28 protein-coding genes and 3 pseudogenes are annotated in these 26,787 nt (G+C 56.9%); 18 read left to right on the top strand and 13 right to left on the bottom strand.

Annotation, left to right across the window (positions count from 1 at the left end; genetic code table 11):
* The first annotated feature begins 5 nt into the window (after positions 1–5).
* On the top strand, positions 6–434 hold the full coding sequence (locus C7450_RS32010; protein ID WP_110378469.1) for a hypothetical protein: 429 nt from the start codon (positions 6–8) through the stop codon (positions 432–434).
* A gap of 247 nt (positions 435–681) precedes the next feature.
* On the top strand, positions 682–1,413 hold the full coding sequence (locus C7450_RS33785) for a hypothetical protein (RefSeq protein ID WP_146227614.1): 732 nt from the start codon (positions 682–684) through the stop codon (positions 1,411–1,413).
* A 325-nt stretch (positions 1,414–1,738) separates the two neighbouring features.
* Here the strand turns inward: C7450_RS33785 and C7450_RS33780 are convergent, their stop codons facing one another.
* Positions 1,739–2,065, bottom strand: coding sequence for a hypothetical protein (locus C7450_RS33780; RefSeq protein WP_146227613.1), 327 nt, complete (start codon positions 2,063–2,065; stop codon positions 1,739–1,741).
* 531 nt (positions 2,066–2,596) lie between these two features.
* Between C7450_RS33780 and C7450_RS33775 the strand changes: the two genes are divergently transcribed.
* The 4 genes from C7450_RS33775 to C7450_RS31985 all read left to right on the top strand — a co-directional run bounded on the left by C7450_RS33775 (position 2,597) and on the right by C7450_RS31985 (position 5,586).
* Positions 2,597–2,800 carry a hypothetical protein gene (locus tag C7450_RS33775; protein ID WP_146227612.1) on the top strand — a complete coding sequence of 68 codons (204 nt, stop codon included), beginning with the start codon at positions 2,597–2,599 and terminating at the stop codon, positions 2,798–2,800.
* 10 nt (positions 2,801–2,810) lie between these two features.
* Positions 2,811–3,116 (top strand): hypothetical protein, encoded by a 306-nt coding sequence (locus tag C7450_RS33770; RefSeq protein WP_146227611.1) that lies wholly within the window; start codon positions 2,811–2,813, stop codon positions 3,114–3,116.
* Positions 3,117–3,690: 574 nt separating this feature from the next.
* Positions 3,691–4,308 (top strand): hypothetical protein, encoded by a 618-nt coding sequence (locus C7450_RS31995; protein ID WP_110378466.1) that lies wholly within the window; start codon positions 3,691–3,693, stop codon positions 4,306–4,308.
* Positions 4,309–4,893: 585 nt separating this feature from the next.
* The gene (locus C7450_RS31985; RefSeq protein WP_146227610.1) at positions 4,894–5,586 is read left to right on the top strand and encodes a hypothetical protein; all 693 of its coding nucleotides are present in this window, start codon (positions 4,894–4,896) and stop codon (positions 5,584–5,586) included.
* A gap of 123 nt (positions 5,587–5,709) precedes the next feature.
* On the opposite strand, the gene C7450_RS31980 is transcribed toward C7450_RS31985, so the two are convergent.
* Positions 5,710–5,976 (bottom strand): WGR domain-containing protein, encoded by a 267-nt coding sequence (locus C7450_RS31980; RefSeq protein ID WP_110378463.1) that lies wholly within the window; start codon positions 5,974–5,976, stop codon positions 5,710–5,712.
* Positions 5,977–6,503: 527 nt separating this feature from the next.
* On the opposite strand from C7450_RS31980, the pseudogene C7450_RS31975 reads away from it, so the two are divergent.
* Positions 6,504–6,767, top strand: a pseudogene (locus tag C7450_RS31975) (integrase catalytic domain-containing protein); the annotation flags it as partial.
* A 121-nt stretch (positions 6,768–6,888) separates the two neighbouring features.
* On the opposite strand, the pseudogene C7450_RS31970 reads toward C7450_RS31975, so the two are convergent.
* A pseudogene (locus tag C7450_RS31970) lies at positions 6,889–7,321 on the bottom strand (IS110 family transposase); the annotation flags it as partial.
* Between the two features lie 242 nt (positions 7,322–7,563).
* Here C7450_RS31970 and C7450_RS31965 point away from each other — a divergent pair.
* Positions 7,564–7,767 (top strand): annotated as a pseudogene (locus C7450_RS31965) (integrase core domain-containing protein); the annotation flags it as partial.
* Positions 7,768–7,822: 55 nt separating this feature from the next.
* Here C7450_RS31965 and C7450_RS31960 read toward each other — a convergent pair.
* Positions 7,823–8,557, bottom strand: a complete 735-nt coding sequence (locus C7450_RS31960; protein WP_245450287.1) for a nitroreductase — start codon at positions 8,555–8,557, stop codon at positions 7,823–7,825.
* An 886-nt stretch (positions 8,558–9,443) separates the two neighbouring features.
* On the opposite strand from C7450_RS31960, the gene C7450_RS31950 reads away from it, so the two are divergent.
* From C7450_RS31950 to C7450_RS31930, 5 genes are read left to right on the top strand one after another with little or no spacing between them, the layout of a single operon-like run.
* Complete coding sequence (locus tag C7450_RS31950) at positions 9,444–10,613, top strand: ABC transporter substrate-binding protein (RefSeq protein WP_146227609.1); 1,170 nt, start codon at positions 9,444–9,446, stop codon at positions 10,611–10,613.
* Positions 10,614–10,661: 48 nt separating this feature from the next.
* Positions 10,662–11,525, top strand: a complete 864-nt coding sequence (locus tag C7450_RS31945) for a branched-chain amino acid ABC transporter permease (protein WP_110378461.1) — start codon at positions 10,662–10,664, stop codon at positions 11,523–11,525.
* Positions 11,526–11,527: 2 nt separating this feature from the next.
* Positions 11,528–12,496, top strand: coding sequence for a branched-chain amino acid ABC transporter permease (locus tag C7450_RS31940; protein ID WP_170147550.1), 969 nt, complete (start codon positions 11,528–11,530; stop codon positions 12,494–12,496).
* Positions 12,497–12,499: 3 nt separating this feature from the next.
* Entirely contained in the window at positions 12,500–13,264 is a 765-nt protein-coding gene (locus C7450_RS31935) for an ABC transporter ATP-binding protein (RefSeq protein ID WP_110378459.1), read from the top strand.
* Positions 13,257–13,970: an ABC transporter ATP-binding protein gene (locus C7450_RS31930; RefSeq protein WP_110378458.1), complete on the top strand. Its 714-nt coding sequence runs from the start codon at positions 13,257–13,259 to the stop codon at positions 13,968–13,970. The genes C7450_RS31935 and C7450_RS31930 overlap by 8 nt, the downstream gene beginning before the upstream one ends.
* A gap of 211 nt (positions 13,971–14,181) precedes the next feature.
* Here the strand turns inward: C7450_RS31930 and C7450_RS31925 are convergent, their stop codons facing one another.
* The 6 genes from C7450_RS31925 to C7450_RS31900 are packed head-to-tail and all read right to left on the bottom strand — an operon-like array spanning position 14,182 to position 18,397.
* Positions 14,182–14,955: an SDR family NAD(P)-dependent oxidoreductase gene (locus C7450_RS31925; RefSeq protein ID WP_210206598.1), complete on the bottom strand. Its 774-nt coding sequence runs from the start codon at positions 14,953–14,955 to the stop codon at positions 14,182–14,184.
* Between the two features lie 44 nt (positions 14,956–14,999).
* A complete protein-coding gene (locus tag C7450_RS31920; RefSeq protein ID WP_110378457.1) occupies positions 15,000–15,881 on the bottom strand; it encodes a fumarylacetoacetate hydrolase family protein in 882 nt (293 codons plus the stop codon).
* Positions 15,872–16,447: a biotin transporter BioY gene (locus C7450_RS31915; RefSeq protein ID WP_110378456.1), complete on the bottom strand. Its 576-nt coding sequence runs from the start codon at positions 16,445–16,447 to the stop codon at positions 15,872–15,874. Before C7450_RS31915 ends, C7450_RS31920 begins: the two co-directional genes overlap by 10 nt.
* Positions 16,448–16,460: 13 nt before the next feature.
* Positions 16,461–16,883: a cupin domain-containing protein gene (locus tag C7450_RS31910; protein WP_210206597.1), complete on the bottom strand. Its 423-nt coding sequence runs from the start codon at positions 16,881–16,883 to the stop codon at positions 16,461–16,463.
* A 16-nt stretch (positions 16,884–16,899) separates the two neighbouring features.
* Positions 16,900–18,012: an alkene reductase gene (locus C7450_RS31905; RefSeq protein ID WP_110378454.1), complete on the bottom strand. Its 1,113-nt coding sequence runs from the start codon at positions 18,010–18,012 to the stop codon at positions 16,900–16,902.
* A gap of 16 nt (positions 18,013–18,028) precedes the next feature.
* Complete coding sequence (locus C7450_RS31900; protein ID WP_110378453.1) at positions 18,029–18,397, bottom strand: EthD domain-containing protein; 369 nt, start codon at positions 18,395–18,397, stop codon at positions 18,029–18,031.
* Between the two features lie 82 nt (positions 18,398–18,479).
* Between C7450_RS31900 and C7450_RS31895 the strand changes: the two genes are divergently transcribed.
* From C7450_RS31895 to C7450_RS31885, 3 genes are read left to right on the top strand one after another with little or no spacing between them, the layout of a single operon-like run.
* Positions 18,480–19,640: an acyl-CoA dehydrogenase family protein gene (locus tag C7450_RS31895; protein ID WP_110378452.1), complete on the top strand. Its 1,161-nt coding sequence runs from the start codon at positions 18,480–18,482 to the stop codon at positions 19,638–19,640.
* An 8-nt stretch (positions 19,641–19,648) separates the two neighbouring features.
* Positions 19,649–21,010, top strand: a complete 1,362-nt coding sequence (locus tag C7450_RS31890) for an acetyl-CoA carboxylase biotin carboxylase subunit (RefSeq protein WP_110378451.1) — start codon at positions 19,649–19,651, stop codon at positions 21,008–21,010.
* A 15-nt stretch (positions 21,011–21,025) separates the two neighbouring features.
* On the top strand, positions 21,026–22,138 hold the full coding sequence (locus C7450_RS31885) for a CaiB/BaiF CoA transferase family protein (RefSeq protein WP_110378450.1): 1,113 nt from the start codon (positions 21,026–21,028) through the stop codon (positions 22,136–22,138).
* A gap of 16 nt (positions 22,139–22,154) precedes the next feature.
* On the opposite strand, the gene C7450_RS31880 is transcribed toward C7450_RS31885, so the two are convergent.
* Positions 22,155–22,715 carry a DUF2889 domain-containing protein gene (locus tag C7450_RS31880; RefSeq protein WP_170147549.1) on the bottom strand — a complete coding sequence of 187 codons (561 nt, stop codon included), beginning with the start codon at positions 22,713–22,715 and terminating at the stop codon, positions 22,155–22,157.
* Positions 22,708–23,496: an enoyl-CoA hydratase/isomerase family protein gene (locus C7450_RS31875; RefSeq protein WP_110378490.1), complete on the bottom strand. Its 789-nt coding sequence runs from the start codon at positions 23,494–23,496 to the stop codon at positions 22,708–22,710. The genes C7450_RS31880 and C7450_RS31875 overlap by 8 nt, the downstream gene beginning before the upstream one ends.
* A 114-nt stretch (positions 23,497–23,610) precedes the next feature.
* On the opposite strand from C7450_RS31875, the gene C7450_RS31870 reads away from it, so the two are divergent.
* Positions 23,611–24,561, top strand: coding sequence for a hydroxymethylglutaryl-CoA lyase (locus C7450_RS31870; RefSeq protein WP_110378448.1), 951 nt, complete (start codon positions 23,611–23,613; stop codon positions 24,559–24,561).
* Between the two features lie 212 nt (positions 24,562–24,773).
* Here C7450_RS31870 and C7450_RS31865 read toward each other — a convergent pair whose 3' ends face one another.
* Positions 24,774–25,616 (bottom strand): IclR family transcriptional regulator, encoded by an 843-nt coding sequence (locus tag C7450_RS31865; RefSeq protein WP_110378447.1) that lies wholly within the window; start codon positions 25,614–25,616, stop codon positions 24,774–24,776.
* A gap of 118 nt (positions 25,617–25,734) precedes the next feature.
* Here C7450_RS31865 and C7450_RS31860 point away from each other — a divergent pair, with 118 nt between their 5' ends.
* Positions 25,735–26,772 (top strand): ABC transporter ATP-binding protein, encoded by a 1,038-nt coding sequence (locus C7450_RS31860; protein ID WP_110378446.1) that lies wholly within the window; start codon positions 25,735–25,737, stop codon positions 26,770–26,772.
* Positions 26,773–26,787: the final 15 nt, after the last annotated feature.

The raw sequence follows: 26,787 nt of genomic DNA, 5'->3' as shown, positions 1-26,787 counted from the left end.
CAACAATGAACGGGGAGATCCAGGCCCATTATGACAACGATCTGGCGTTTCGCAGTATGATCGATTGGTTGGCTGGCCTTGGGAAAAAGGAACGCGAAATCTCAGTCGACCAGGCGATAGCGGGAGCGGGCCTGACCCAAACCGAAGTCTTCAGATGCTTCCGGATTCTCGACCAGCTGGGATATGGGCGCCTTATGCTGGGCCGCCGTGGCCACCATTCTCGGTTCATCGGGCATGGTGATCTGAGCAAGGTGGGCGGGCTGGCGAGGACTGGTCAGGAGGGGGGCGGCTCGGTGAAGCCAGAGCAATCGCCGACGGGGGCTGTCACGATTGTCCCGGGGCCAGGCTGCCTGACGATTGGACGAGCCAAGGAGCTGCTGGCTGTTTCGTTCGGTGTGACCGAGGATGCGATTGAGATCATCATTCGCGGATGATCACTGTTCATGTTCGGGGATTAAACGTTATCCCGAAAATAATATCAAAAAAATTGCCGCTGAGCGCCATGGGACATGATCGCCGGCCTAAATAACCAGTTGTTGGTACCCATCGCGACGGCGAGCCTCCGATTTGGATCCTTGAACCTCATCCTTATTCACGCATGTTCGGCGTAACGTCGGGCGGGCGAATTTATACCTATGTCATTTTGACAACGAAAAATATTTGAAGATGGAGAGTTTATTTATGGACAAATCAATTATAGATTCATGTGAATCACTAACACAAGCTAACGTTGGAACTAAGGCCGTCCCTGGCGTCGTCTTTCAATCCTTTTCCAAGCCTAGCAAACAAAAATCACGGATCACACATCTCCGACAGCGCCACCCATCAACTGCCTGTCATGAGGCTCTCACCGCGCATTTTGTGGATCTTCTCACAGCTTCATACGGAGACGAGACAGCCGCATGCTTCCTTTTTGTGACAGTGACGTTCTCAGTCCGTAACCTTGTAAAAGATCTGTCGCGCAACCGTCTGAACACATTTGGCGTTCTCTACAACCAAACTTGCCGATTGGCTTTAGGCAAGAACCACCATCGCCAATCTGAAGCTATTCCCAGGGTTGTGGCCTTGATTGATGCTGAGGGATCAAGATATGCCGATCGTCTGGTATCTCCCGTGAACATTCACATTCACTCTGTATGGGCAGTGAGGGATGACCAACGGGCGCTCATTGAGAAGCACATACCCGAGGCTGCGAGATGCAGATACTGCCTTGAAAGAGGTGTTGAGACCATCGACATCCGGTCTGTTGAAAGAAAAGAACTCTATAAGGTCATAGCCTACGCGAGGAAGCTTGGCTTCTATAACAACGAATCGCCTGGCTATGAGCAGGACTTGGAGGTCTATCCGAGGGGGAGGCGTCGCCATCATACAATCTGGACCGTAGCATCTGCCGAGAACAGACACCCTGATTAAGGCGGTTGCATCGGATGGTAGAAGGCAATTCGTAGGTATAGAACGGGCATTTACTTCCGATAGATGTCATTCTTCCTCGATCGACTAGGTTAGTGATAGAAAACAACAATAATATATCAATTTACAATTTGCCGAATGCCGAATCAAGAAGCATAATAAGGTTGTTCGTGAGTTAGTATAGGCCAATCAGCTAGGGGCTCGGGCGGATCGGCCATAGAGTGTTGTTGGAGGCATATTTCAGAAAGAATTCCGATTATTTGTATTTCAGTTCAATTGGGCTTGACAATATTGGAAGGCGCGATGTATAATTGCATATTAGAGGTTATTAATGGATACAGTAACAAAATTTTCTGATAAGTATCAGTCGCAAGATGATATTATAGAGTTCTTCGCCGGCCCGCATTTCGATGCCGGATCCCATAAAGACAGCCGATTCGTTGAGGTCAGGATCTTCTTTGAAGGAGGGCCACGCTCCGGGGATGCGTCCGTCGCTCGTATGGATGCCGGAGGGGCATTTTTCGATCGCGTATGCAGGGCGATTCTGGGCCGAAAGTCGTCTGTCGCCCTTGATCATATGAGGCCTCGGGCATGCTTTGTGATCGACGCTGGCAGGTCCGATTGGCTCGCCAGAAGAGATGTTGGTGCCCAGCATGTCCACATCCGCTCGTTGTGGGTCGTGAGTGCGGGGTATGTCGATCGATTTTCCCGCATCGTGAATAAATTAGCCGGATCTGTGGGCTGTAGGAAACGGGGAATTCGCCAAGTCGAGGTGTTTCCCATCGCCGACAACGCCATTGCAGACGTGGCTCAGTCAATCCTGGAAGACCTGTACCACACGCGCACGACATGCGACTTCGCACGAACCTGCGTAATCTACCCCCGGCCCAAGTCTCAAGGCAAAAGGAAGAGCAAGAGGAAGCTGGGCCGCTCCGTCACCTATCAGATGCAGGCTGCGAACACGCCGTAAATGGCGCGTTGCTTGATTATCATCGTCGATGAGCCTCCGTTTGGGGCTCTGCCGACGTGGCCTCACCCATCTTAGGTCGCGGGCGGCTCTGCGATGAGAACAAGGAAACAGGAGGATCAGATGAGCTGACGAGATATCACCACATGTTTTTGACGGAGGTGGGCTGGCAATCCACCGCCAAGCGATCACGCCGAAACCAAACCGATGGAGAATCTGATGATTGAAATATCAAAAATGCTGAGAGAGTTTTTTATGAAAAAAGTAATAGAGAAACGTCGAAAAATACACAAAGAACGCAAGAAATCGATCGATTATTATCCCAAGCATCTGCTTGAGCCTGCCTCCTTGTCGTGGGAAGCGGTCGAACAACAGGCGTTCACGCGCCGAAAATACCTTAATTATTACAATGGCCAGCAGTAAGAGGATAAACATGGCTACAGAAATCGTTAAAAATTCAAATTCTACGGATCGAGGCACCCCATCCGATCCGCCTTCGGCTCAAGAGGCCCAGCGTCGCTTCTCATTGAAGCTGCAAGGCTACTACCATCGCCTGACTGAAGAATGCAACCGCTCGGGCGAGATCCAGGCATTGAGTGTGCAGGTTCGCCGTGCTGGAGGGCTTGTCCTCCTGCGGCGCCTGGAAATGTCGATATGGACGACGATGTGCAACACGTCGTTTTTCCGTCGGAATCGGGGTCTGAAAATCGGCCCGATTTTGGTGCAGATAACTCCTTGAATGGCAGTTTCTAACGGCAAAATCTCAGCGCGGCGAAATTGCTCGTCGTGTTTTGATTGCCAGAACGATCATCGGGGACCGTGCCAGCGTCAAAATCCGTGACGCACCGGAAGAAGCAGCTGTATTTCCGGAAAATCGGGTTTATTTCCAAGGAAAATCCTCCGCCTTATGAGAAGCGAAAATTATTTTTGGAGACGTGCGGCGGATTGTCGTGGAAGATTGCCCGGAGATCACTGGATTTGAGCCAATCTGTCCATCCGGACCAAAGAAATAAAATCTGGTTGGCGGAAATACCCAGGAAATTGCCGGAAATAAAGTATGTGTTTTTGCTCATACGCGATTTTCCGACCATTGAGCTTGTCCTTGGTAATGTAGTGCGAGGCATATCACCGCGCGTAGATGTATAGGGTAGGGAGAGGGTAACATGACATAGCCGTTCAGGGACGCAGCCCATACTGCGACAGCACTATCCCGAATTATCCATTCTCGATTTGCGTCGATGCATTTGTAAAACAAATGTATATGAATGAATAATTCGATTCACAAATTTTAGATTTAATCATTGGAGAAAAAAATGAAGCTAGATGTAAATAAGAAAATTAGTTTTAACACCTCACATTCATCCGTAGAAACTCTGCAGGAGAGGCTGATTTGCAAATATCACAGCCTGGCTGCAGAGTACCCGGAGTCGATCACCAAACAGATGATCTTTGGAGTTGGTGCGCAGGAGCTGCGCTATTTTATCGGTCCCTGCAATTCACCGGGAGAAAGGGCCGCGATCGTCAGGGCTGAGGGTCCAGCTTTGCTCGACAATGTCGCATTGTGGTTTCATTTGGAGCTTGTGAAGCGATGGCTCATGGCTTCAGGAGCAACCCCTGGGGCTGCACGACCTGTCATGGACGTTTTTATCGTGGACAGGACGGATGAAGGGTGGGGCATCAGGATGGAAGGTATCTTTTGGCTACCCTCCCATTGGGATGCGATCGACGACGAGTGGGGTAGGACATCGGCATGGCACGTTCTTTGGTCCGAGAACCCGCTTGCGGAGTTTGCCTTCATCCTGGACCTTGATGATGTTGATCGGGAGGTCGCGGATATAACCGGTGCCGCCGCCAGAATGTCTGGAGAATGCGCCTGGTCGCAGCTCTACCGGTCGCTGGAAGGCGATCTTATGGGAGACCGGCTGTCCTGAGCCGCGATGTATCGTCCCTGTGCAGCAGCCGTTTCTGCCGGCACACCTTCTCAAAAGACGCTAGCCTTTGCTACAGACGAGCCCCGCTCGCCCTTGGGGGAGGGGGCCGGATATGGCGGGACTATAAAGTCGGTAGCGATCGGGCCCCTAAAAAATGCCTGAGTGGGAAGAAGGCAATATACCTTTGGTATTTGCAGTGCGAGATGGTCGTTATGTCCATCCCGCGGCAAAAAGAGAGAGTAAGTGATGATAATAAAAATAATATCGATATGTTCTAGTCTAACGACGAAAGTAGCAGTAAATAAATTTGTAGATCATCAGCAAAGGAAGACGTATGATCGTTCATAAACACGCAAGACCAGAACAACACAGATACATGAAGAAAACGTGGATCAAGAAACTCGGGGTTTCCGCTAACAAATGGGTGGGGGTCACCAGCCTTGATAGCAGTGATCATGGTGTCGTCCGAATCTTTACAGCCGAGGAACGCGAAGAGTGGGCGGGTCAGAACGCTCGCTTCCTGCAGAAGAGAGACTCGCATGGGAAGAACCACTAGATCAGAGAACAGGAGAAGGACATTGCAATATGACAGTTGAGTTCGTCGGCGGGGTTCCAGTGGTGCGGCGGTCGGCCGCTCCTCCGTCCCGTGCAACTCTTGGAGGTCGTCGTCGTAGCACAGGCCAAGCCGATCCAGATGCGCATCTGTTGCTCCGATGCGGCATCGACAATCTGCTGAGGCTTTTGGAGAGCCCTGCGCAAGCGGAAGATGAGAAGGAACTCTTGTGCGTGATTATGTCATTCGAAGATATCTGCTGGACCAAACCGATTGCGCGTTCACGCATGAGAGCATTCAGCGCGTTCTACCGCGAGGTCTGCACCAGGCTCTTTGGTAACGATCCAGTTCCAGCCTCGCGCCTGCCGAAGGTGGCAGCCTTCATCGACTTTGCCACCCCTTTTCCCGAGAAACGAAAGGTCCACGGCACACGCCTGTTCATTTCGTCCTTCTGGTTGGTCGGGAAGGATCAGGCGTCCATGTTGCCGTCGGTGCTGCCCCGTTATATCGAGGTCAAGCATCGCGGAAAGATGCGCACAGGCTCGATCAATTGCCGGACTGTCGTGTCCGGCTCAAACACACCGCCTCTCGGGGAATATGCCGCGAAGCAAGCCTCATATGCGCGGCAGGTGGCGAGGGTTGAGGATTGCTTCGTGATTCAGCCCGGGGCGTTCAAACAGCGCCTGGAGAGGGCGAGACGGAGGACGCAGGAATCGGCGGACTGAAGAAGGTCCTGGTGGTGTCGAATAGGATGTCGCTGCCGCAACACCCGGTGCTGCACGGGCGAACCCGATGATTAGATCGGGCTTGAGCAGCTTTCCGGTCTTCGGCCTAGCGGGACGGGAGCGTCAAGCTGGCCTCTTCGAGGCTCCGGTTAGCCTATAAGAACGCCGCAGCTTCCGCTTGAGCCATGTCTGCAAGGCCTCTGTCGCGCCGGCTTGCGTTTCGTGAAATTCCACGCGATGTCCGCCCGCTCGCCCGATCCGGCCCCATCGGCGCACAAGGGCCATCTCGGCGAAGAGCGTCGGCTCAAGAGACAGGACATAGTAACGGGCGATGTTGTGCGCCGCGTCCGTCCTCTCCAGGACAAGATATTGGATAGACGGTTCCGGCATGGCAAAATCCACGGCTGAAGACGGTCCCAATCTCCCACCGCAGATCTCCATCGTCCAATTCAAATCCGGAATCAAAGACCGCGCATCGATTCATAGTCGTGATCAGCGCGAACTCCGCTGGTGGGGTGACGCATATGTGCGGTAACTCAAAGACAGTCCGGTGTTGTGACGAAATTCCGACGATCTTGCCGCGGATGCTGGAATGTAAACTAGGCTATAGCGGCTATCCGGAACTCGGCCGTTGGCCGTGCAGCGTTTGTTTCTTCGGAGAAGGCTTGTATGCCGGATCAGCGACCGCGTGACCTTGGATCAAGTGCGCGTTGATGATGCGATCAAGCGTCTGTTCATAGACACCGTAATAACGTTCCTGCGGGGATAGACCTGCACCACGGGCGCCGGATTGCAGGGGCCGAGGCAGATCGTCTTAGCGCTCATGGTTCCACCCGCGACATTGCGTAGGTCAAGCCGCACTTCATCCTCTAATCTCATTCAGCTGCGGGAGAGAATCCGATAAGGGATATTATGGAATAATAGCGGGCCGCAAGATCCGGGTTCTGACGGTGATTAGATACCTTCTCGCGCTTCTCGCCGGCTGTCGATCCGCGCTCAACTTCCGCGGCGCCGACGTCGTCGAGGTGCTAGAACAGGTCGGTGCGGCCCATGGCTTCCGGCCAGCATCCGGGTCGACCAAGGTACCGAGTTCTTCAGCCGCGACCTCGACCTGTGGGCCTATCAGCGCGGCGTCGCCCTTCTCGCGCCCGGGCACGCCGACGGATACGGATGTTATCGAATAGCCCCTGCGTGCAGATCAGGTGGGATTTTCTACAGGCTTAGGCTTGAGCCGCTTTCGCCAGTGCCCGGTGAAGTCCGCTTAGGCCACCTCAGCCGCTTCGACCCGCTGACGTCCCTCTGCAGGATCGACTGGATCAAGTTCTTGAACCATACGCGCTGCCGCACGAGCTGCGTCCTGCGGGCAACTTGTCGCCGCATGGCCAAGGTCACTCATCAGGCATCCAGACCTCCGGCAGGAAGCCGCTCGCATACAGCTTCGCCAGCACCGCGGCATCGATCGCATCGGTCTTGATCTTGGCATGTGCGATCATCCGCACCTGCTTGGGATTGGTGATCACGACACGGTCGACGTGAGGGGCAAGCAACTCAGCCACAGAAGCCGCATTGCCTGTTGCCTCGATGACCACGTGATCGTCGTGGTCAGGTTCTTCCTAGCAAAATCCTCGAGCGCGTCCCGCAGCATCGGAATCCGCCCGAGCTTTCGGAAAGCCCCATCGTGGAGTTCGGCAGCCTCCGCTGCCACGCGGTGGACGTCCAAGCCGATGATCCGCATGCTCCTCTCCCTGTTCGGTCAAAGACGGGGAGCTTGCGGGCGACACGACAATTACGGATCCGCGCTCGCAGCGCATCCGGGCTAGTCGCAGGGGCGGCCAGATAACGACCTCGAACTCGCGGTTCATGTCAGTGCTACGGCCTGCCCGCAGTTGTGTGCTCCCGGTGCCCCGAGGCCCGGATCGACCGAAGCCAGCGGCTTCGACCGATCACAGGAACAGCGGCACCGACGACATCATGCCGGATAATGCCTTCATCGAGTCGTTCAACGGCAAGTTCCGGACCGAATGCCTCAATGCCCACTGGTTCATGAGCCTGCCCGATGCCCGGGAGAAAGTGGAGGCTTGGCGTCGAGAGTACAACGAGCTACGACCGCATAGTGCGATCGGGAACAAGCCCCCGATCCTGCTGCAAAATCCTGGCGGAGCGCCCAGCCCACCGCCGTGATCGAAGGCCGGAAACTCCAAGCTCCGGCGATCCAGCAAACGGTCTCGGATCACCGTCAGGCATCTCCGTACCAGGTGGTAAAGTCATCTACACCCGCCCGATCCGACCGAAATTCGTTAATCGGGCTCGTACGGTTCGCGTAGCCGAACGATATGCCGCATAGTATGTCGCGATCAGCAGAAATCTGAAAATAGTCCCTGACGAAGCCCGAATAGGAGGCGATCGCAGCTTGCGGGATGGCGGCCACGCCTGCGGCTTCAGCCGCGAGCAGGAACATGGCGACGAACCCGCCGCAATCGATGGCCCCATAGGGGCCCAAAGCCTTATCTGTGCTGATGATACACACGTGCGGGGCACCGAAGAACCGGAAATTTTCCAGTCTCTGCCTATTACGCGCCTCTTTGTCTTCCCGTGCTATCGCCATACTGTCGTAAAGTTTGGCGCCGACGACACGGCGCCGTTCGTCATAGCGGCCGACATATCGCGAGGGAAAGGGGATATCCGGGGTAGTCTCGGCAGCAGTCGCCGCATGAGCGTAAAGCGCGTTGCGAAATGCCTCCGTTGCGTCACCGCGCGTGACGATCACGTCCCATGGCTGGCAATTGCACCAGGATGCAGTTCGGGAAGCAGTGCGCAGAATGTCGCGGATAACCTCCTTCGGTACTGGCGAGGAGAGAAACGAGCGACAGCTGAAACGGCTCCGCAGCAACGCTTCCACTTTGGCGACATCCATTCTTGCCATTGTCAGCTGACGGTCGTCGGTTTCCGCGATCGAATTTAATCGGCTCATTCTCTCCTCCTGGCTTGGCAATCCTGTGTCGGCTACGATCCGGCCTGCCAAGACCAACCTGCCGAGCCTCCTGCCTGAGATCAGCCTTCGTCGGCTATGGTGTTAAGAAACGTTCCAATTGAGCAGACTTCCAACCTCTACCACATCGCTCGCTTTCATCCACACTGGCGGTTCGCGGAGCCAGGGCTCGAACGCGCCCGCCCCTTGAAATTCTTGCCTGGTGCGAACTGCGGCGTATGTCGCTGCCAGTCGCGAAAGCTGCCGTCATTCGCCAGAAATCAATTTTCCGTGAACGAATGGAGCGGCGGCAGTAGGAGCGAGACTTCGTATGGCAACCGTCCAGGACTTATACATGGCGAGCTGCCGTCCGCCCCCGATCATTAGACATTTCCACTTGACCTCACGTCAGGTCCAAGCTCGAACTCTTCACACTCGGCCAGTGAGCATGGTCACTATGGACCGGCTGAAAAGCAAGGATAAAATTCTCCGATCAAGCTGGCGCTTTCGATGCGGGATAGATCAGACAGGGTGTTCTCTTCGTCACCGTCAATCCTCACTTTTAGCTTCTCGCCCAGCAGTGCATGGACGTTTATAACTGTTGTAGGGGATGCAGAGCTACGGGCACCAGTTCGATTGGGCGATACGGTTCCCCAATAGGAGACGGATCAGAGCGCTGGCCCTGGTCCGGATACTCGCATAAGGCGAAGCAATATTGCTCTATCTACTTGTATTGGTCCTGGATGAAATATTGCTGCGGGGTCCACGATCGGATCGCTGCTACAAGGGGCAGCAAAGGGGACCTCATCCCGTCAGCCGACCCGAACGAGTTGACTCCGAACGTGTCTGAGTTATAAAAACAAACAAACGTTTTTTTAGGGAGGTCTCGGTGCGTGCTATTTTGAACCGCCGTGTATTCACTGCGCTTTCGCTTGCTGCGATGGTGACGGGCTTGGTCGGGCCGGTAGAGGCCAAGGACCCTGCGCCTTTGAAAATCGGCGCGATTTACGCCACCAGCGGGTCGGCGAATTTTCTCGGTATTCCGGAGGAGAGAGGTCTCCGCCTACTCGTGGAGCAACTCAACGCGGCCGGCGGTATCAAGGGCCGCAAGATCGAGCTCACGGTCTACGATACCGAAGGGAATGGCACCAAGGCGGCCCAGCAATTCCGCCGCCTTGTGGGCTCCGACAAGGTGGACATCGTCTTCGGGCCGTCCAGTTCGGGCGAAAGCCTCCTGGTCCTGCCGATCGCCAACGAGGAAGAGGTGCCGATTATAATGCATGCGGGCACCGAGAAGGTCTTCACGCCTCCGACGCCTTGGGCGTTCAACACACCGCCTTCGGATCGAATCGTTGCGACTGACCTATTGGCCAAGTTAAAGGCCAAGGGTATCAACAATGTCGCCGTTTTTTCATCCGCAGATGGTTTCGGTCAGTCCGGAGCCAACGTCGTGAAGGAACTGGCCGCGAGTGAGGGCGTGGCTGTCGTCAGCCATGAGGAGTTTAACCGTCAGGATACCGACATGACTCCGCAGTTGCTGCGGATCAAGGGCGGCAAGGCGGAAGCATTGATCATTTGGGGTGCGCTTCCTGGACCATCGATCATCCTCAAGAATGCAAGGGCGATCGGATTCGATAAGCCGATCTACAACAGCTATGCGGCGGCGACAGGAGAGTTGCTGACCCAAGCCGGGCCTGCTGCGGAAGGGTCATTCGTTACGTCCATGCGCCTTCTCGCACCGCAGACGCTCAAGGAGGACGACCCGGTTCGTCCTGTTGTCCAGAAGCTCTACGATGACTACAAGGCTCGTTGGGGCGATGCGCCCGCCACATACGCCGCTCATAGCTACGACGCGATGCTAATTACGAAGGCGGCCATAGAGTCGATAGACGGCGAGATCACCCGCAAGTCGCTGCGCGATGCCATCGAGAAGGTCTCCGTGAAGGGAGGAAACGGTATTTACAGCTTCTCTCCGGAAAATCACGGCGGTCTGAACAAGAATTCCCTTTCCATGGTCTTGCTGGTCGCGAAAGACGGAAAATGGGTCTTGGCTGAATGACGGGCGGGACGGCTTAGGACGCTAGGAACGGCCGCTCAGGAAGGCGTGATGTTTAATCAGATTCTCATTTCGGCCGTCGCGCTCGGGGCGGTCTATGCCCTGATCGCGGTTGGTTTCACGATCGTGTTCGCGACCAAGCGGCTCGTGAACTTTGCCCATGGCGAGTTTGTCATGTTAGGCGGCATCCTGGCAGTGGTGTTCTATCAGGCCGGGTTGCCGCTTACCCTTGCGATGGTGCTCGCCGTGCTGGCCGTCGGAGTGGCGGCCGCGGCAATTTATCTGATCATTGTGGACATTAAGACCGAAGATACGCTCTCGCAGGTCATGATCACGCTCGGCCTTGCGATCGCAATCAAGGGTGCGGTCGAATTGACGGCTGGGAAGTCTCCGATGTTTCTCCCGGCTCTTTCATCGGCCGCTACCTGGAACGTCGGGAACCTGTTTATTAATCCCCAAGCGGTTTGGCTCTTGTTAGCTCTTGTTGTCGCATCCCTCGGCCTCGCTGCGCTTCTTCGCTGGACGTGGCTTGGAATCTCGATGCGCGCTGTGGCAGAAAACAACTATGCCTCGATCCTGATGGGCATGAGCCCCCGCGTGGTCGGAGCCGCATCATTCGTTCTGGCGGGCATACTGGGAGCGTTAGCGGGAGCATTGCTGACACCGATCGCATCGACTGCTTATGATAATGGTCTTTTCTTGGGCTTGAAGGGCTTCGCCGCGGCCATACTCGGCGGGATGGGCAGTCCGCTCGGTGCTGTCATTGGCGGGCTATTGCTTGGCCTCTGCGAGGCGTTCTCCGCAGGCTACATCAGTTCCGCCTACAAAGACGCGATCACTCTATCGATGCTCTTCGTTGTCCTCATGTTCTTTCCGCAGGGGATTTTCGGCGGCAAAGCAATCAGAAAGCTTTAATCGTGCGAATTTTCAGTGAAGGTTCCGCAACGGCCGTTCTTGTTGCTCTCTTTCCGATCGCATTCCTGTCGACAGGAAATTCATTCTACGAATCCCTACTGATCTACGGTTCCATCAATGCGATAGCAGCTATCGGGCTATGCCTTGTATTTGGACTCGGAGGCCAAATCTCATTGGCTCAGGCGGCGTTTGTCGGCATCGGGGCGTACACAGCCGCGTTGGCGACAGACCGGTTACATCTGGACCACACCTTTTCTATTCTTCTCGGTGGCCTTTTGGCGATGACGGTCGGTTGGTTGCTGAGCCGCCCACTTTCCCGTTTGAGCGAGCTCTATCTTGCTATGGCGACACTCGCGTTCGGGATAGTTACCTACATCGTTTTCGCTAATGTGAGCGTGATCACGGGAGGGCTCGATCCTGGAATCACCATTTCTCGCTTCTCAATATTCGGCTACCGCCTCCCTAGGTCCAATGACTTCTTCTGGGTCTGCTGGGGTGCGCTGGTGCTGTCTGCTTTCATCGCGTCAAATCTGGCCAGTTCCAAGACCGGACGTGCGCTTCGCGCACTCAAGATGTCAGAAGCGGCAGCAGCAAGCGTAGGTATTGCCGTCGTTAAGGAAAAAGCGTTCGTATTCGCGATGGGGGCTTTCTTCGCTGGGCTGTCTGGAGGGCTTTTCGCAAACGTCTCGCGATCTTTCAACGCCGCGTCGTTTAACTTCAACTACTCGATTGATCTGCTCATGATGGTAATCATCGGATCGCTCAGCCGGGTCTCTGGCGCGATCCTCGGCGCCTTGATTATCACGCTATTGCCTATGGTGCTCGACAACTTCGAACACGGCAAGACTCTGTTCTTTGGCATCCTGATAATCGTGATTATTCGGTTTGCTCCGGAGGGTCTGATCGATACCGCAGTGAAATTGGCTGTCCGGCTGTTTCGAAGGCCTCCGTCAGCTCAGAAGGTCAGCTGATCGATGCTCCAGATCATAAACGTCAAGAAGTCCTTCGGCGGCGTGCACGCGTTGCGTTCGGTGGACATGGAACTCATCCCGGGCAAATTGACCTCCGTCATAGGACCAAACGGCGCTGGAAAAAGCAGCCTGATGAACGTTATCTCCGGGTTTACCAAGCCCACCGCGGGTGACGTTCTCCTTGATGCACGCACTCTCCTAGGGTTGCCCCCTCACGAGATGTGCGGACTTGGCATCGCCCGAACATTCCAGAACCTGCAAATGTTCTCGCACATGCCGGCGTGGGAGGTCGCAGCAAGCGGTTGCTTCCGCTTGCAGTCGGCAAGCCGGATCAGCGATCTCCTCGGGCTACCCTCCAGCCGCGCCGAAATGCGCCGCTCTGAAGAACGCGCGCACGAACTGCTGGACTTCGTCGCGTTCGAGCAGGCGTGGCGAGAGCGGAGGGCGGGAGACTTGCCTTATGGCCTCCAACGCAAGCTGGAAATCTCGCGAGCGCTCGCAACTTCGCCTAAATGGCTCCTCCTGGACGAGCCGGCTGCGGGTTTGAACACAGCCGAGACCGCGGCGCTCGGTAAGCTGCTGAAGAAGATTTCGTCGACCGGCGTGTCGCTCGTGCTCATCGAGCACGATCTTGATCTCGTCTTGGAAATTTCCGATGAGGTCTACGTCATGGATGCAGGTAGCGTCATCGCGCGGGGCGGACCGGCGCAGATCCGCGAGGATCCCAAAGTTATTGCAGCATATATTGGGGCGGATTCGGATGAATGAGGCGCTTTTGAAGCTCGATAAGGTTTCGGCCTTCTACGGGAACCTCAAAGCGGTGGACGAGGTTGATCTGGCAATCCGTCCCGGTGAGTTGATGTGCGTGATCGGCCCCAACGGCGCTGGAAAAACGAGTCTTCTCAAAGCTATTTCTCGGACGTTGACGACCGTGTCAGGCACCGTGACATTCTTGGGTCAACCGACCAACCGGGCCAGCGCTCAGCAGCTCGTCTCCAAAGGCCTGATACACGTTCCTGAAGGACGCCAGGTTTTCGCGATGATGTCAGTCGAGGAAAATCTTCGGGTCGGTGGCTATGCCAGAAGAGACCAGGATCTCGGTTCCGATCTTGAGACGGTTTTCAACCTTTTTCCGCGACTGCGCGAAAGACGTTCCCAGATGGCGATCTCGCTTTCGGGAGGTGAACAGCAGATGCTGGCAATTGGCCGCGCCCTGATGGGGAGGCCGAAAGTGCTGATGCTGGACGAGCCATCAATGGGATTGGCCCCCGTCATCATCAAAGAAATCTACAAGGAAATCCGGAGGCTGAAGGAGACCGGGATCACGATCCTGCTGGTCGAACAGAACGCAAAGCTCGCGCTGGATGTCGCGGACCATGCGCTCATCATTTCCGCCGGACGGACGCGTTTTGCAGGACCTGCGGAAGTCGTGCGCCGCGACCGCAGCGCTCAAAGCCTGATCTTTGGACATTAACGGGCAGGCCGCCATCGGCGGTCTCACTCGAAAACATTGCGTTCGGCAGAGGCGGCGAGATCGTTGCTCCTCATCACGCCTGGCTGATCTCAACAGGCTCTGTCAGAATGATAGGATAGCGGGAACCGAATTCTCACAAAAGCTTGGATGCCCATAAGCCGCGGTAAGGGGCCTATTGGAAGCGATGATTAACTCCCACCACTTCCCGCTGTCATGTGGCAGAATATCCGCCGTCCACCGTGAATGCGGCCCCGGTCACGTACGAGCTGTTATCGGACAGCAGCCATATAGCCTGCCGGGCAATTTCGTCGGGTTGGCCAAAGCGTCCCAACGGTTTCCTCGCGGCGAGATCGCTGCGCCGCTCTTTGCCGACGTGCCCGATCAGCGGTGTATCCGTATATCCGGGGCAGATCGCGTTGATTCGGATTCCGGCTGGACCATAGTCGATAGCCGCGGCCTTGGTCAGACCGACGACACCATGTTTGGCTGCCACGTAAGGGGCAGACATAGGCATGGCGGAGAGCCCTGCGATGGACGAAGCGTTGACGATGGCGGCACCCGACCTCATTGTCCGCAGTTCGGCCTTCATGCAGAGCCAGACACCCGTCAGATTGACATCGAGCATCCGCCGCCAAGCCTCCTCCCGCACCTCTGCGGCCTTGCGGCCGGCTGACTCTACCGCGCCCAGACCGATGCCCGCATTGTTGAAGGCACCGTCAAGACGGCCGAACCTTTCGACCAAGGCCGCCATCATAGCCGTCACGCTTCGATCATCGGAAACGTCCACCTGACAGGACAAGATGTTCCGGCCCTCTGGATCGACCTGTCGGGCAAGTTCTTCGGCCGCCTGGAGGTCGACATCGGCGACACACACCTTGGCTCCTGATGCCGCGGCGATCTTGACCGCCGCGGCACCTATTCCCGAGGCGCCCCCTGTGACGAGAAGAACTTTTCCCTCAACCCCGAATATGTCCTTCATCGCCATCTCCTCTCACGCCGTTAGCCTCCTGATCAGGCCATACGCGCTGATCATAGCCATTCGCCGCGTTCCCGCGGTCTGAGCGTATCATCGGCAACGGCGTTCGACAGGACGCCGATCCCATCGATCTCCACATCCACGACGTCGCCAGCCTCCAACCAGACGGGAGGCTCACGGAATGCCCCCACTCCACCGGTCGTGCCTGTGATAATTACGTCGCCGGGCTCCAGTGGGGTGAAGTGCGAGCAATAGGAGACCAAACATCTCACATCGAAGATGAGATCGTCCAACCTGCCGTCTTGCATGACCTTACCATTGACCCGCGTAACGATTCGTTGGGTACCGATTGGCCCCATTTCGTCGGGGGTAACAAGCCAGGGGCCGAAGGCTCCTGTAGCCGGGAAATTCTTCCCGGGTGTCCATTGCAGAGTGTGCCTCTGCCAATCCCGGACCGAACCATCATTGTAGATGCTGTACCCGGCAACCGCCTCAAGGCTTTCCGTCTTGGAGAGGTAGCGGCCACCCTTGCCGACGATCACCGCAAGCTCTCCTTCGAAATCGAACCTCGAAGAGACGGCCGGCTTGAGTAGCGGCTGCGCATGCCCGATCTGCGAGGACGCGAAGCGCGTGAAGATCATCGGCTTGGCGGGCATTTCGCGTCCCGTCTCGATGACATGCGAAGCGTAGTTGATACCCACGCAGAGAATCTTTGACGGATTGGTCACGACCGGGAGGAAAGTCACGTCCTTGAGGTTCAGCCGCGGGGCCGAGGCCACGGCCGCTGCCAGCGTTCGGGCCCAGCCATCGGTCGCGACTAAGCCACGGACATCATTCGGCAGTCCGTCAAGCCCGGCCATATCGAGGACCGTGTCGCCATCGACCAAGCCATAGGTCTGGCGTCCGCTCAGGTCGGAAAAGCTGATCACGCGCATGATGATGAGTTTCCTCCTGGCTTTCGAAGGAGCTTCGTCGAGGTCTGCGTCGCGCAAGCGACGAGGACGATCTTAAGTGCATCACCCAGCAGGAACGGCACGACGCCAGCCGCGAGAAGCCCCTCGCCGTAGCCCGTATACGCTCCGAGCCAGAATAACCCGGGGCCGTAGACGGACAGCGATGCGGCGGTGGTGGCGATGACGATCCTGGGCAGCTTGCCTCTGGACCAATCTCGCAGGGCGCCAGCTACTGCCGCCGCGCAGACGAAACCAAGGATATAGCCACCCGTGGGTCCCATGAGGTACGAAATGCCGGCAGCATGTGGACTAGCAAAAACTGGAAAGCCGGCCACGCCCTGTAGAAGGTAAGTAAACACCGCCGCGGCGCCTAACCGGCTTCCCAACGTTAGACCGAGCCCAACCGCGACGGCGCTCTGCATCGACATCGGCACGGGGTAAAACGGCACCTGAATTTTGGCAGCCGCGGTCATCAGGAGCGAGCCGAGAATGATGGTCGCCAAGCGCGTCGAAACCGAGGATCCCGCGTGAGCGATCCGATAGGTCATACCCCGTTACTCCCTACGCCCGGCGGTAGCCTTCGAGCGAAGCGTCATCGACATCTTCAAGATTAACAACTAGGTTTTCGGGTGTTCTTGCAGTAAGCCACACGAGTTCTTCCGTCGTAGACATGTTAACCTCGACGTGCGGCATAAAGGGCGGCACAAAGACGAAGTCCCCTTCCCCAAGATCAACGAACTCCTTGTAGTCCTTTCCGAAGTAAATTCGGCCATTGCCCTTGAGCACATAACCCCCGGTCTCCGCTTCGCCGTGATGGTGTGGAGGCGACCGGTGACCAGGTTCGTTGCTGACGCGACCAAACCAAATCTTCGTCGCGGGAGTGTGCTGCGGGCTTACGCCGGAAACACGCACACAATCCCCGGATTGCGCAGTATCGTTATCTTCGGCGCCAGCGCGCGTGACCACTGGCTTCACTTCGGTCATTTCTCGATCTCCTGCTTCAGACATGGTGAGGTGCGGAGGCCAGAGTCGGATAATCCGTGTAGCCTTTTTCTCCGCGCGTGTAGAAAGTCGATCGATCCCAGGGAGCGGCGGGTATGCCGTCGCGCATCCGCTCGACGAGATCGGGATTTGAGATGAAGGGGCGTCCAAAAGCGATGAGATCGGCACAGCCGTTCTTCAACGTCGCATCAGCTCTCGCACGATCGTAGTCAGCGCAGGCAATGATCGGGCCTGAAAACGCGGCGTGAGCGATCTTTAACACATCCGGGGCTTGGTCGCCTTTTGCCGTCCGGCGACTGCCGTCTCCGGAGACCGACGGCTCGATGAGGTGGAGATAACCCGGCTTCCGAGCCGCCAGGAGGCCCAGAACTCGGTCGAAAAGGTCGGCGTGATTGCTATGATTGATGCCATTGAAATCTCCGTAAGGCGACAGCCTCACGCCGACTTGGGATAATCCCCCGGCGGCACTCTCGACTTCATCGAGCACGGCGCGCAGGAAGTTCAGGCGATTGTTTGCCGAGCCTCCGAATTCATCGGCCCTGATGTTTGCCTCGTCCGAGAGGAACTGTTCAATGAGATAGCCATTCGCCCCATGCAACTCCACGAAGTCGAATCCCGCGTCGAAAGCCCGAGAGGCGGCTGTACCGTAGTCCGCAGCAGTCGATCTGACTTCCTGGGTGGACAGCGCTCGAGGAACGGGAAGGGGCACAGGACCACCTTTGGTGAATATCTGTCCCTCGGCGGCTACCGCAGCCGGTCCAACCGGCGCCAGCCCCAAAGGATTGTTAGCCGACGCGAATACCCGACCGACATGCCAGAGTTGCGCACAGATGAGACCTCCTCGCGCGTGAACCGCATCTGTCACCGCGCGCCATCCGTCGACCTGCGTCTTCGTCCAAATCCCGGGAGTGAAGGGATATCCGTGCGCCTGAGGACTGATGCCAATTGCTTCGGTGATTAGGAGCCCCGCAGTCGCGCGCTGCGAGTAGTATTCCAGCGCCAAGGAACTTACGTTGCCTTGGAAATCTGCGCGGCTCCGCGTCATAGGGGCCATGACAATGCGATTCGATAGTGTCTTCCCACCAACAACGAATTCTTTGAACAGCCCCATCAGCAGAGCTCCCGCTTCAAATCACTTGCCGCTGCGTGCCGATCCATGGCGAGGCCACCGATCGTGCCGTGAACCCTTTTTCGTCTTCGAGAAGCTCGCGGTAGGCTGCGATAGCCTCTGGACGCTCGAACGAGGTCTCGAGCGCTTCAATAGATTCCCAGTAGAGCTCGGCCATTCCGGATGGTGCTTCGAAGGCGACACCTCGGGCACGCGCTATTTTCAGCTCGATCGGGCTAGGACTGCGAAGGGTCTGCACGTAGCGGACGATACCCCGCGCCCGGGCGCGGCGTTGAAGAAGAGCGCGGTGCTCGTCCATCCACAGTGTGCGAATCTGGCCCTCCGGCACATCAGGCCGAGCAAATATGCTGTAGGTGATCTTGATCATCGTTTCCTCGCAAACTATAAAAACAAACGACTGTTATTTTGTCAATCGCGTTAACGCGGTAGGCATCTTTGGAGGACGACACATGCTGCCACAGCTGGCCAAGCTGACCGAAGAGCAGGAAATGCTCAGGCAGGCGCTCGAAGGGACCATCGACCGGGTTTCGCCAGTCTCGCGTGCACAGAAGCTGGACAACTCCAAGCAGTTCGATAACGAACTGCATGCCGCACTGAGCGAATTGGGTATCTTAGGCGTCGGCGTTTCAGAAGAATTGGGCGGCGGTGGCGGCGGTGCCATCGAACAGGTCGTGATTCTCGAAGCACTCGGCAGGAAAGCGACCTCGATGGCCGTGTTCATGGTCGTGCACTTCATGATTACGCGCCTGCTCAAAGAGAACGGTAGCGAGGCGCAAAAGCGCGACTATCTGACGCCTCTGATGAAGGGCGAGATCAAGGCATCCTTCTGCCTGACGGAGGCGGGCGGTGGCACCGATATTCTGGCAGCCATGAAGACCAAGGCCATTCGCGAAGCGGACGGATGGATTATCAACGGCAATAAAATGTGGATCAGCGGCGCCAGCACCAGTGATCTCATGGTTGTCCTGGCGCGGACCTCCGAGCATCGCAGTCGCGGTCTATCGATGTTCCTCGTTCCGACGAAGGCACGGGGTATCACCGCCAGCGAGGTTTCGACGATGGCTATCAACGGCTACGACACAAACGCCGTAGCCTTCGACGACGTACGCATTCCCGAAGACGCATTGATGGGCGTTTTGGACGATGGCTTTCCCCAGGTCATCGCCACGCTCAACGGCGAACGCATGAACGCTGCCGCTGTCGCGGTCGGCATCGGCCGAGGCGCTCTCGAGGTTACGCAGGAATACGCGCTTGAACGTGCGGCCTTTGGCAGGCCAATCGGTCAGTTTCAGGCTGTGCAACACCAACTTTCCATTGCGGGTATTGCTGTCGAGACGGCATGGCTCGCGACGCTTGAAGCCGCACGCCGCGACGAAGCGGGTGAAGCGACCGATGTGCTGAGTTCAATGGCGAAATGGGCATCAGCGCGTGCGGCGGTGCAATGCACGGACACCGGAATGGAAATCTTCGCGGGCGCGGGTTTCGACACCGATCTGCCCATCCAGCGGTATTATCGTGATGCACGCCTGTATTCCTTCGCTCCGCTCAATCAGAACATGGCGCTCAACATGATTGCCGAGCGCTGGTTTGGTTTCCCCCGCTCTTTCTGAGAACTCCGATGCCAAAAAAAATTCTTGTCGCCAATCGCGGCGAAATCGCTTGCCGTATCATCCAGAGCGTCAAGAAGCTCGGCTTTACGGCGGTCGCCGTCTACTCAGAAGCTGACGCCCACGCCCGTCACGTCCGCCTCGCTGATGAAAGCATTGCTATCGGGCAAGCACGGGCAAGCGAAAGCTATCTCGATGCCGACAAGGTGGTTGCAGCTGCCCGGGCCGCCGGCGCGGACGCTATTCATCCCGGCTATGGGTTCCTTGCGGAGAACGCGGCGTTCGCTCGCAAATGCCGCGAGGCAGGTATCGCCTTTGTCGGGCCGTCTGAAGAGACCATACTGTCGATGGGCGACAAGCACCGGGCACGTGAAATGGCCATCGCCGCGAGCGTGCCCGTGCTCACTGGCAGTGGCAAGCTCGATCCAACAAACGAGCCGTCCATCTTGGCAGCCGGGGAGAGCATCGGATTTCCGGTCTTGGTGAAAGCGGCCGGAGGCGGCGGAGGTATTGGCCTGCGCCCAGTCGAGGACCCCTTGAAGTTGGTGTCAGCCGTCCAGTCAACCTCGTCGCAGGCGGAAAGGGCATTCTCCGATCCTTCCGTTTATATCGAGAAACTGATCCGGCGCGCCCGCCACATCGAAGTGCAACTCTTCGGCTTGGGGACGAAGGGAGCCATCCATCTCCACCACCGTGACTGTTCCGCTCAGCGGCGCTACCAGAAAATCCTGGAAGAAGCACGACCGCGTCGGTTGGACCCGAAGGCGGCAGAAGGCATGCTTTCATCGGCAATCAATTTAGCCAATTCTGTGAACTATCAAGGTGCGGGAACGGTCGAGTATCTTTACGACGACGAAACAGGTTCCTTCTTCTTCATGGAAATGAACACCCGTCTCCAGGTTGAGCATCCTGTTACCGAAATGATCACCGGAACCGACCTGGTATCGATGCAGATCCTGCTTGCATTGGGCGAAGATATATCCAGCACGATCTCGCAGGAGTCTATTCAGGACAACGGGCATGCTATTGAAGTCCGCGTGTGCGCTGAGCGCCCGGCGAAGCATTTCGTCCCAAGCCCAGGTAACATCGACCGAATGGTACTCCCAGAAGGCGAAGGCATCCGCATCGACACGGGCTTCGAGCAGGGCGATCGCATCACGCCATTCTACGACAGCCTGATGATGAAGATTGTGGCCCATGGAAGCGATCGGTCACAGGCGATTTCACGTCTGGACGCCGCCTTGCAAGGTACGATCATTGAGGGCATCGAGACAAACTTGGCGTTCCTGCGCAATCTTGTTCGTCACCAAGAGTTCGTTACTGACAGACTTCACACGAAGTTCGTGGAAGACAACCTGTCGGTCCTGATCTGAAGGAGCGATGGGACGATGCTTCCTCTTGAAGACGTCAAGGTACTTGACTTCAGCTTTCATCTGCCAGGACCGATGGCGAGCCTCATCCTCGCCGAGGCCGGCGCTGAGGTAATCAAGGTCGAAAGGCTGCATACCGGAGACGAACTGCGCCAAATTCCACCTTTTGCTACCGACGAAAGTATCGCGTTTGCAATGCTCAACCGCGGCAAGAAGTCGGTGAGCATTGACTTGAAGGCCGCCAGTGCCTTCGAGACGCTCGAGCCGCTTCTCCGAGCAGCGGACGTGCTTGTCGAACAATTTCGCCCCGGAGTGATGCAGAGACTTGGGTTCGGATACGACGCAGTCCGTGCGATCAATCCTGGCATCATCTACTGTTCGATAACCGGTTACGGCCAGACGGGGCCGAACAACATGAAAGCCGGACACGATCTCAACTACTGTGCGGAAGCCGGTCTGCTCTCACTCACGAAAGGTTCCGCCGGGGAACCGAGCGTGCCGCAGGTGACGATCGCCGATATCGCTGGTGGCAGTTATCCAGCTGTAATGAATATACTTTTGGCCCTAAGACGCAAGGACAGGACTGGGATAGGAGGTCATCTCGACATCGCCATGAGCCGCAACTTGTTTGCCCTGCAGTACTGGGCGGTCGGGGAGAAGTCGGTATCGGGAAAAGCGCCGACGCCATCGGAATCACTTCTGACGGGCGGTTCACCGCGCTATGCCATCTATCGGGCTGGCGACGGCGCCTTCGTAGCTGCGGCGCCGATCGAGGACCGCTTCTGGGAGCGGTTCTGTGAACTGCTGGAATTGCCCGAAGAATATCGTGACGATCAGCTGGATCCCGAGCGGACAAGACGCGCCGTTGCTGCGATCATCGCTCGGAATACCGCCGATCACTGGGACAGTCTGCTGGGATCAGACTGCTGCTGCGCGAAGGTTCGGGATGTTGATGAGGCTATGGCGGACGAACATTTCAGGACGACCGGCGCGTTCGAAAGGACCATCGAGACCTGGGACGGCCGCACAATCATTGGCACAACTGTGCCAGTGGTAGATGCCCTTGCCACCTCCCCTGCCCAACTTCGCGCACCAAGGGTTGGCGAGCACAATCATCTACTAAAGTCGTAAGGCTCCAGTTCCGTCTTCAGTCCTCGGGCTCGTAAAACTGGGGAAAGAAGGATTTGACCACGGGACTTGAGATAGCCCAGGAATGGCACCCGCCAAGAAAGCTGGGCTTCTCGACCACGTCGGAGTCGGTCAGACCCGCGGTGAACCGCTTCTCATCGGTGTTGGCCGACAATGTCTGGAAAGCGACCGTACCCATGCCGAGGACGAGATCGCGCAGATGCGTACATCCGCGACGAGGGCCGAAGGCTTGGTCCACTGCCTTCCGCCATCCCCTGACTATGCAGCATCCCACCAATCGCTGCGGGTCCACAGCCCCCCGACAATAGGCGAACGGCACTGCCGCCATTTCCGTGGCGAAGTCGATGACCACGTAGCAGTCGTTTATGGTGAGCCTCGCACGGATGTCATGAACAGGCTCGCCAGGTTTGAGCTGCCCACGCTCCCGATCTGAATAAATGTGGCCTTTGGTGTCGTAAACAGACGCTTCAATGTCGAACAGGCCGTCCTCACGCTCAAAGCTTTCGTATGTCACCGTGCGCCGGTGGTTAAGGGGCCTTCTGCGGGGCGCTTCAAGCACGTGCCCGATCCTCCGTCGACATGGGGCTGGCGCGCCGCGCGCAGAACTTGGCGTGCGCCGAAGCAAATGCCTCTGTCCCGGCGATCGCCCGGAACGCTTTTCGCTCCTCGACCAAAAGAGCTTCCAGCGTGAGTTCCCCTGCGTTACGAAACACCCCGAGGCTGAGTGTGACTGCTTCTTCGGGACACCGGGCGATGGAAGCCGCCACATTTTGAACAAAAACTTGCAACTCGGCTGGAGGCACGACATCGGAAACGAGACCGATTTCGAGCGCTCGAGCCGCATCGATGGCATCTCCCGTCAGGATCATCCGCGCCGCGACGGCCGACGGGATCATTCGGGCGAGGCGGCTTATTCCGCCGGCGCCCGCGATCGCACCGATCTTCACCTCCGGAAGCGCGAACGTCGCCGTCGAGGCAGCGATTCGCAAGTCGGCCGCCAGTGCGAGTTCGAGCCCGCCCCCAAGTGCGGCACCGTTGATTGCTGCGATCACGGGCTTTCGAAGCCTACGATGCGTCAGGCCGCAAAAATGGCCGGGATCTTCTCCGTCGGCTATCCGCGATGACAGAAATGGCAAAAACGTACCGATGTCCGCGCCGGAACAGAAGGCCTGATCGCCAGTCCCGGTCAGGACGATGACCCGAACATCCCTCCTGTCTTCCAAGCGTGGCCAAAGTTCACTTAATTGCTCGTGAGCCTGGACGTCAATCGCATTGCGCTTCTCCGGCCGGTCGATGATCACCCAAGCCACATCGTCCTGAATCTCCGTTCGTATCGTCATCGCAGGCGTATCCTCCATCGCGCTGCATGGTATCAGTCGCGGTTTCAACATTGTGCGCGCGCCCCGCATAAATTATAAAAACAAACATTCGTATGTTAACTCGCGGGGTGAAGCGTGTCCGATTTTCCGAAGTTTGTCCATATTCACGAGGAAGGCCCTCGCGAAGGCATCCAGATCGAAGTGAAGCAGCTCACGGTTCAGGAAAAGGTCAAATTCATCGAATCCCTTGCTGAGACAGGGTTGAAGCAGATCGACTGTGTGTCGTTCGTCAATCCAAAACGTGTCCCTTCCATGGCCGATGCGACGGAAGTCGCTAAGGCGATCAAGAAGAAGCCGGGCGTTCGATACACCGGCTTGTGGCTTAACCAACAAGGGTTGGAGCGTGCTCTCGAACTGCCGCTCGACGTCGTCGGGTCCATCCGCGTAACGGCCTCGGAAACCTTCTCGAAAAAGAACACGAACCGCAGCATCGAGGAAACGCTTCAGGAGCAGCGTCTCTGGCTCAATACCTACCGCGAGAACGCGATCAGGCTAGAGTGGGGATACATCATGACCGCCTTTGGATGCAGTTATGAAGGTGAGGTTCCAACATCCCGCGTATTGGAGATGGGGCAGCACATAGTTGATTTGGCTGCTGAGTATGGCCAGCCCCTTAAGGGACTCTACCTGGCGGATACGGTAGGGTTCGCGACACCTAGAGATATCGAGTACCGCATCGGCGCAGTACGCGAGCGTTGGCCCAACTTCAAGGTAGGTTTGCATTTGCACGATACACGCGGAACGGGCATGCCAAACGTCTATGCTGCCTTACGTATGGGGGTAGACCAGTTTGATAGCTCGGTCGCCGGTCTCGGCGGTTGTCCATTCGCCGAGCATAAGGGAGCGGCAGGCAACGTCTGCAGCGAAGACATCGTCTTCATGTGCCAGGAAATGGGTATTGAAACGGGAATCGACCTTGAGGCGCTGATCGAATGCGCAAGATCCGCGGAGCGGTTGTTTGGCCACGCGCTGCCGGGCAAGGTCATGCACGCAGGAAGTCTTGCGCGGTTCCGGACCTCGGCCTGACATTTCTGGCGCGGGTTCAACGGCTTCCGGAAGCATCGAGGATCACGCTTGGAGGCTTCGGGGACCCTTCGCCAAGATCTACCAAGGCAAAGATAGCAGAACGCGAATATTGAGGGACCGCATGTGCCACGGCCTGCCAGCTTTCCGACCGAGCCGGCATCGTCTCATTCAGCAGACTGAGTGGCTAATGGAAATCACTATCGACAGCGACGCTAAGAAGCCCGGGAACGCTGCTGGTTGAGCAGCCTGACATCCATCGGGTTGAGCCTTTCTTCAATCTCAGCCTTCTCTCGTCGTAGAAGCGCGAGCATGACCTTGATACGCTGCTCGCTGAAGCGTTCACTGATACCTGTGATTGAGATGGCCGCGACCGCATTGCCTTGCCGATCGACGAGTGGTACCGCGACGTTGCCGATGGCGGGAAACATAATCCCCCGCGGAAAGACCATAGCCCCTTCCTCGCGCGCCTTCACAAGAGCGGCCCGCAACTCGATTTCGTCGGAGAGGGTGCGACCGACCAACCGCGAGAGATTATTTGAAAGGATCTCCTCCTGCACCTCCCTTGGCATGTACGCGAGGAGGATCAACGGTCCGGATCCTAAGCCCAGAGGAATCCTTCCGCCTATTCCTTCCGTGAGAGCCCGGATTGGGAACTGGCCGTCGATCCTATCGAGGCACACCGCGTCGTACCCTTGCGGCACCAGCAAAAACACCGTGTCACCCGTGCCGGCAGCCAAGCGAAGAAGCCCCGGACGGCAGAGATCGAGCAGTCCGGTCGGGTTGGCCGCCTGTACCGCCAGGGTGAATAGTTCTAGCCCCAATCGGTAGCGTCGCGTTCCAGGCACACGTTCAAGATACTCTATCGCTTCCAATGACTGCATGATCCTGTGAAGCGTTGAGCGCGTCAGATCGAGCTGGGGTAGAAGATCCGTCAGCCTTACCCCGTCGGGACCGGCTCGCGCGACGATTTTTAATACATCCGCCGCCCGCGCCAAGGTCTGGGAGCCTCCTTTCTCGGCAGCCTGAATTTGGGATATTTCAAGATTATTGCGCACATTTTTTCCATTATATGGGAAAGATAACCATTTTTTCTCAAATAGCAGGACAAATTGTTGACCGCAAGCGCTCCCGGTTGTTGATTCCTTTCAATCATTCAAAAGAGGGGCCGACTGAATGGCGGCATTGGAACTGTTTGGGCTGACCAAGCGCTACGGTGATGTTGCCGCGGTTGCGGAGATCGACCTGTCGGTCGACCGCGGCGCCTTTGTCTCGCTGCTCGGACCGTCCGGATGCGGCAAAACAACGACATTACAAATGATTGCGGGGCTCGTGGAGGCTACCGCAGGCCGAATCGAACTTGACGGTACCGACGTAACTCGGCTTGCACCGAACCGGCGCGGTCTCGGCATTGTCTTTCAGGCCTATGCGCTCTTCCCGCATATGACTGTCGCCCGCAACGTCGCATTTGGCCTGGAGATGCGAAAGGTTCCGCGAGCCGAAATAGATAGACGCGTGTCGGATGCTTTGGGTTTGGTGAAGCTCAACCAGTACGCAGACCGCTATCCGCGCCAGCTTTCGGGCGGACAGAAGCAGCGTGTTGCACTGGCCCGCGCCCTCGTCATCGCACCGCCGGTCCTGCTTCTCGACGAACCCCTATCGAACCTGGACGCAAAACTCCGTGAGGAGATGCAATTCGAACTCAGACGCATTCAGCAGACAGTCGGCACGACGACGATCATGGTGACGCATGACCAGTCGGAAGCATTGTCTATCAGCGATCGCGTAATTGTCATGGAGAGCGGCAAGATAACTCAGGCCGATACCCCATTCTCACTTTACGAACATCCTCGGAACGCCTTTATTTCCGGCTTCGTCGGGAAAGCTAACTTGCTCGAGGTCGAACTCGCTTGCGATGGCAGCGCCCATGTGAAAGGCATTGCTGTACCGAGTGCTCATGGTACCAGGATGGGCCGTCATCTTATGTGCCTTCGCCCGGAAAAGGTGAGGATCAACGATCCGCGCCAAGGAGCCGTTCCAGGAACCGTAACGCAGCGCTTCTTCCTCGGAAGCCAATGGATGTATGAGGTGACCGGACCGCTCGGTCCTTTGATGGTCCTGACCGCAAACAACGCCGGACCCAGCTGGGATATCGATCAGCCAGTCTCGCTGAGTTGGGATCCGACCTCACTTCGTGTGGTGTCGGTCGCATGACACGCAGGGGCCCCT

Source organism: Chelatococcus asaccharovorans, assembly GCF_003201475.1.
Classification (GTDB): Bacteria; Pseudomonadota; Alphaproteobacteria; order Rhizobiales; family Beijerinckiaceae; genus Chelatococcus; species Chelatococcus asaccharovorans.
Note: the sequence above shows the minus strand (reverse complement) of the source record. Positions and strands in the feature narration are given on the sequence as shown.

Bases quoted from the DNA above. Each gene is read 5' to 3' on its own strand.
- C7450_RS32010 (WP_110378469.1), top strand. From the start codon at position 6: ATGAACGGGGAGATCCAGGCCCATTATGACAACGATCTGGCGTTTCGC.
- C7450_RS33785 (WP_146227614.1), top strand. From the start codon at position 682: ATGGACAAATCAATTATAGATTCATGTGAATCACTAACACAAGCTAAC.
- C7450_RS33780 (WP_146227613.1), bottom strand. From the start codon at position 2,065: ATGCTGGGCACCAACATCTCTTCTGGCGAGCCAATCGGACCTGCCAGC.
- C7450_RS33775 (WP_146227612.1), top strand. From the start codon at position 2,597: ATGATTGAAATATCAAAAATGCTGAGAGAGTTTTTTATGAAAAAAGTA.
- C7450_RS33770 (WP_146227611.1), top strand. From the start codon at position 2,811: ATGGCTACAGAAATCGTTAAAAATTCAAATTCTACGGATCGAGGCACC.
- C7450_RS31995 (WP_110378466.1), top strand. From the start codon at position 3,691: ATGAAGCTAGATGTAAATAAGAAAATTAGTTTTAACACCTCACATTCA.
- C7450_RS31985 (WP_146227610.1), top strand. From the start codon at position 4,894: ATGACAGTTGAGTTCGTCGGCGGGGTTCCAGTGGTGCGGCGGTCGGCC.
- C7450_RS31980 (WP_110378463.1), bottom strand. From the start codon at position 5,976: ATGCCGGAACCGTCTATCCAATATCTTGTCCTGGAGAGGACGGACGCG.
- C7450_RS31960 (WP_245450287.1), bottom strand. From the start codon at position 8,557: ATGAGCCGATTAAATTCGATCGCGGAAACCGACGACCGTCAGCTGACA.
- C7450_RS31945 (WP_110378461.1), top strand. From the start codon at position 10,662: ATGTTTAATCAGATTCTCATTTCGGCCGTCGCGCTCGGGGCGGTCTAT.
- C7450_RS31935 (WP_110378459.1), top strand. From the start codon at position 12,500: ATGCTCCAGATCATAAACGTCAAGAAGTCCTTCGGCGGCGTGCACGCG.
- C7450_RS31930 (WP_110378458.1), top strand. From the start codon at position 13,257: ATGAATGAGGCGCTTTTGAAGCTCGATAAGGTTTCGGCCTTCTACGGG.
- C7450_RS31925 (WP_210206598.1), bottom strand. From the start codon at position 14,955: ATGGCGATGAAGGACATATTCGGGGTTGAGGGAAAAGTTCTTCTCGTC.
- C7450_RS31920 (WP_110378457.1), bottom strand. From the start codon at position 15,881: ATGCGCGTGATCAGCTTTTCCGACCTGAGCGGACGCCAGACCTATGGC.
- C7450_RS31915 (WP_110378456.1), bottom strand. From the start codon at position 16,447: ATGACCTATCGGATCGCTCACGCGGGATCCTCGGTTTCGACGCGCTTG.
- C7450_RS31910 (WP_210206597.1), bottom strand. From the start codon at position 16,883: ATGACCGAAGTGAAGCCAGTGGTCACGCGCGCTGGCGCCGAAGATAAC.
- C7450_RS31905 (WP_110378454.1), bottom strand. From the start codon at position 18,012: ATGGGGCTGTTCAAAGAATTCGTTGTTGGTGGGAAGACACTATCGAAT.
- C7450_RS31900 (WP_110378453.1), bottom strand. From the start codon at position 18,397: ATGATCAAGATCACCTACAGCATATTTGCTCGGCCTGATGTGCCGGAG.
- C7450_RS31895 (WP_110378452.1), top strand. From the start codon at position 18,480: ATGCTGCCACAGCTGGCCAAGCTGACCGAAGAGCAGGAAATGCTCAGG.
- C7450_RS31890 (WP_110378451.1), top strand. From the start codon at position 19,649: ATGCCAAAAAAAATTCTTGTCGCCAATCGCGGCGAAATCGCTTGCCGT.
- C7450_RS31885 (WP_110378450.1), top strand. From the start codon at position 21,026: ATGCTTCCTCTTGAAGACGTCAAGGTACTTGACTTCAGCTTTCATCTG.
- C7450_RS31875 (WP_110378490.1), bottom strand. From the start codon at position 23,496: ATGACGATACGAACGGAGATTCAGGACGATGTGGCTTGGGTGATCATC.
- C7450_RS31860 (WP_110378446.1), top strand. From the start codon at position 25,735: ATGGCGGCATTGGAACTGTTTGGGCTGACCAAGCGCTACGGTGATGTT.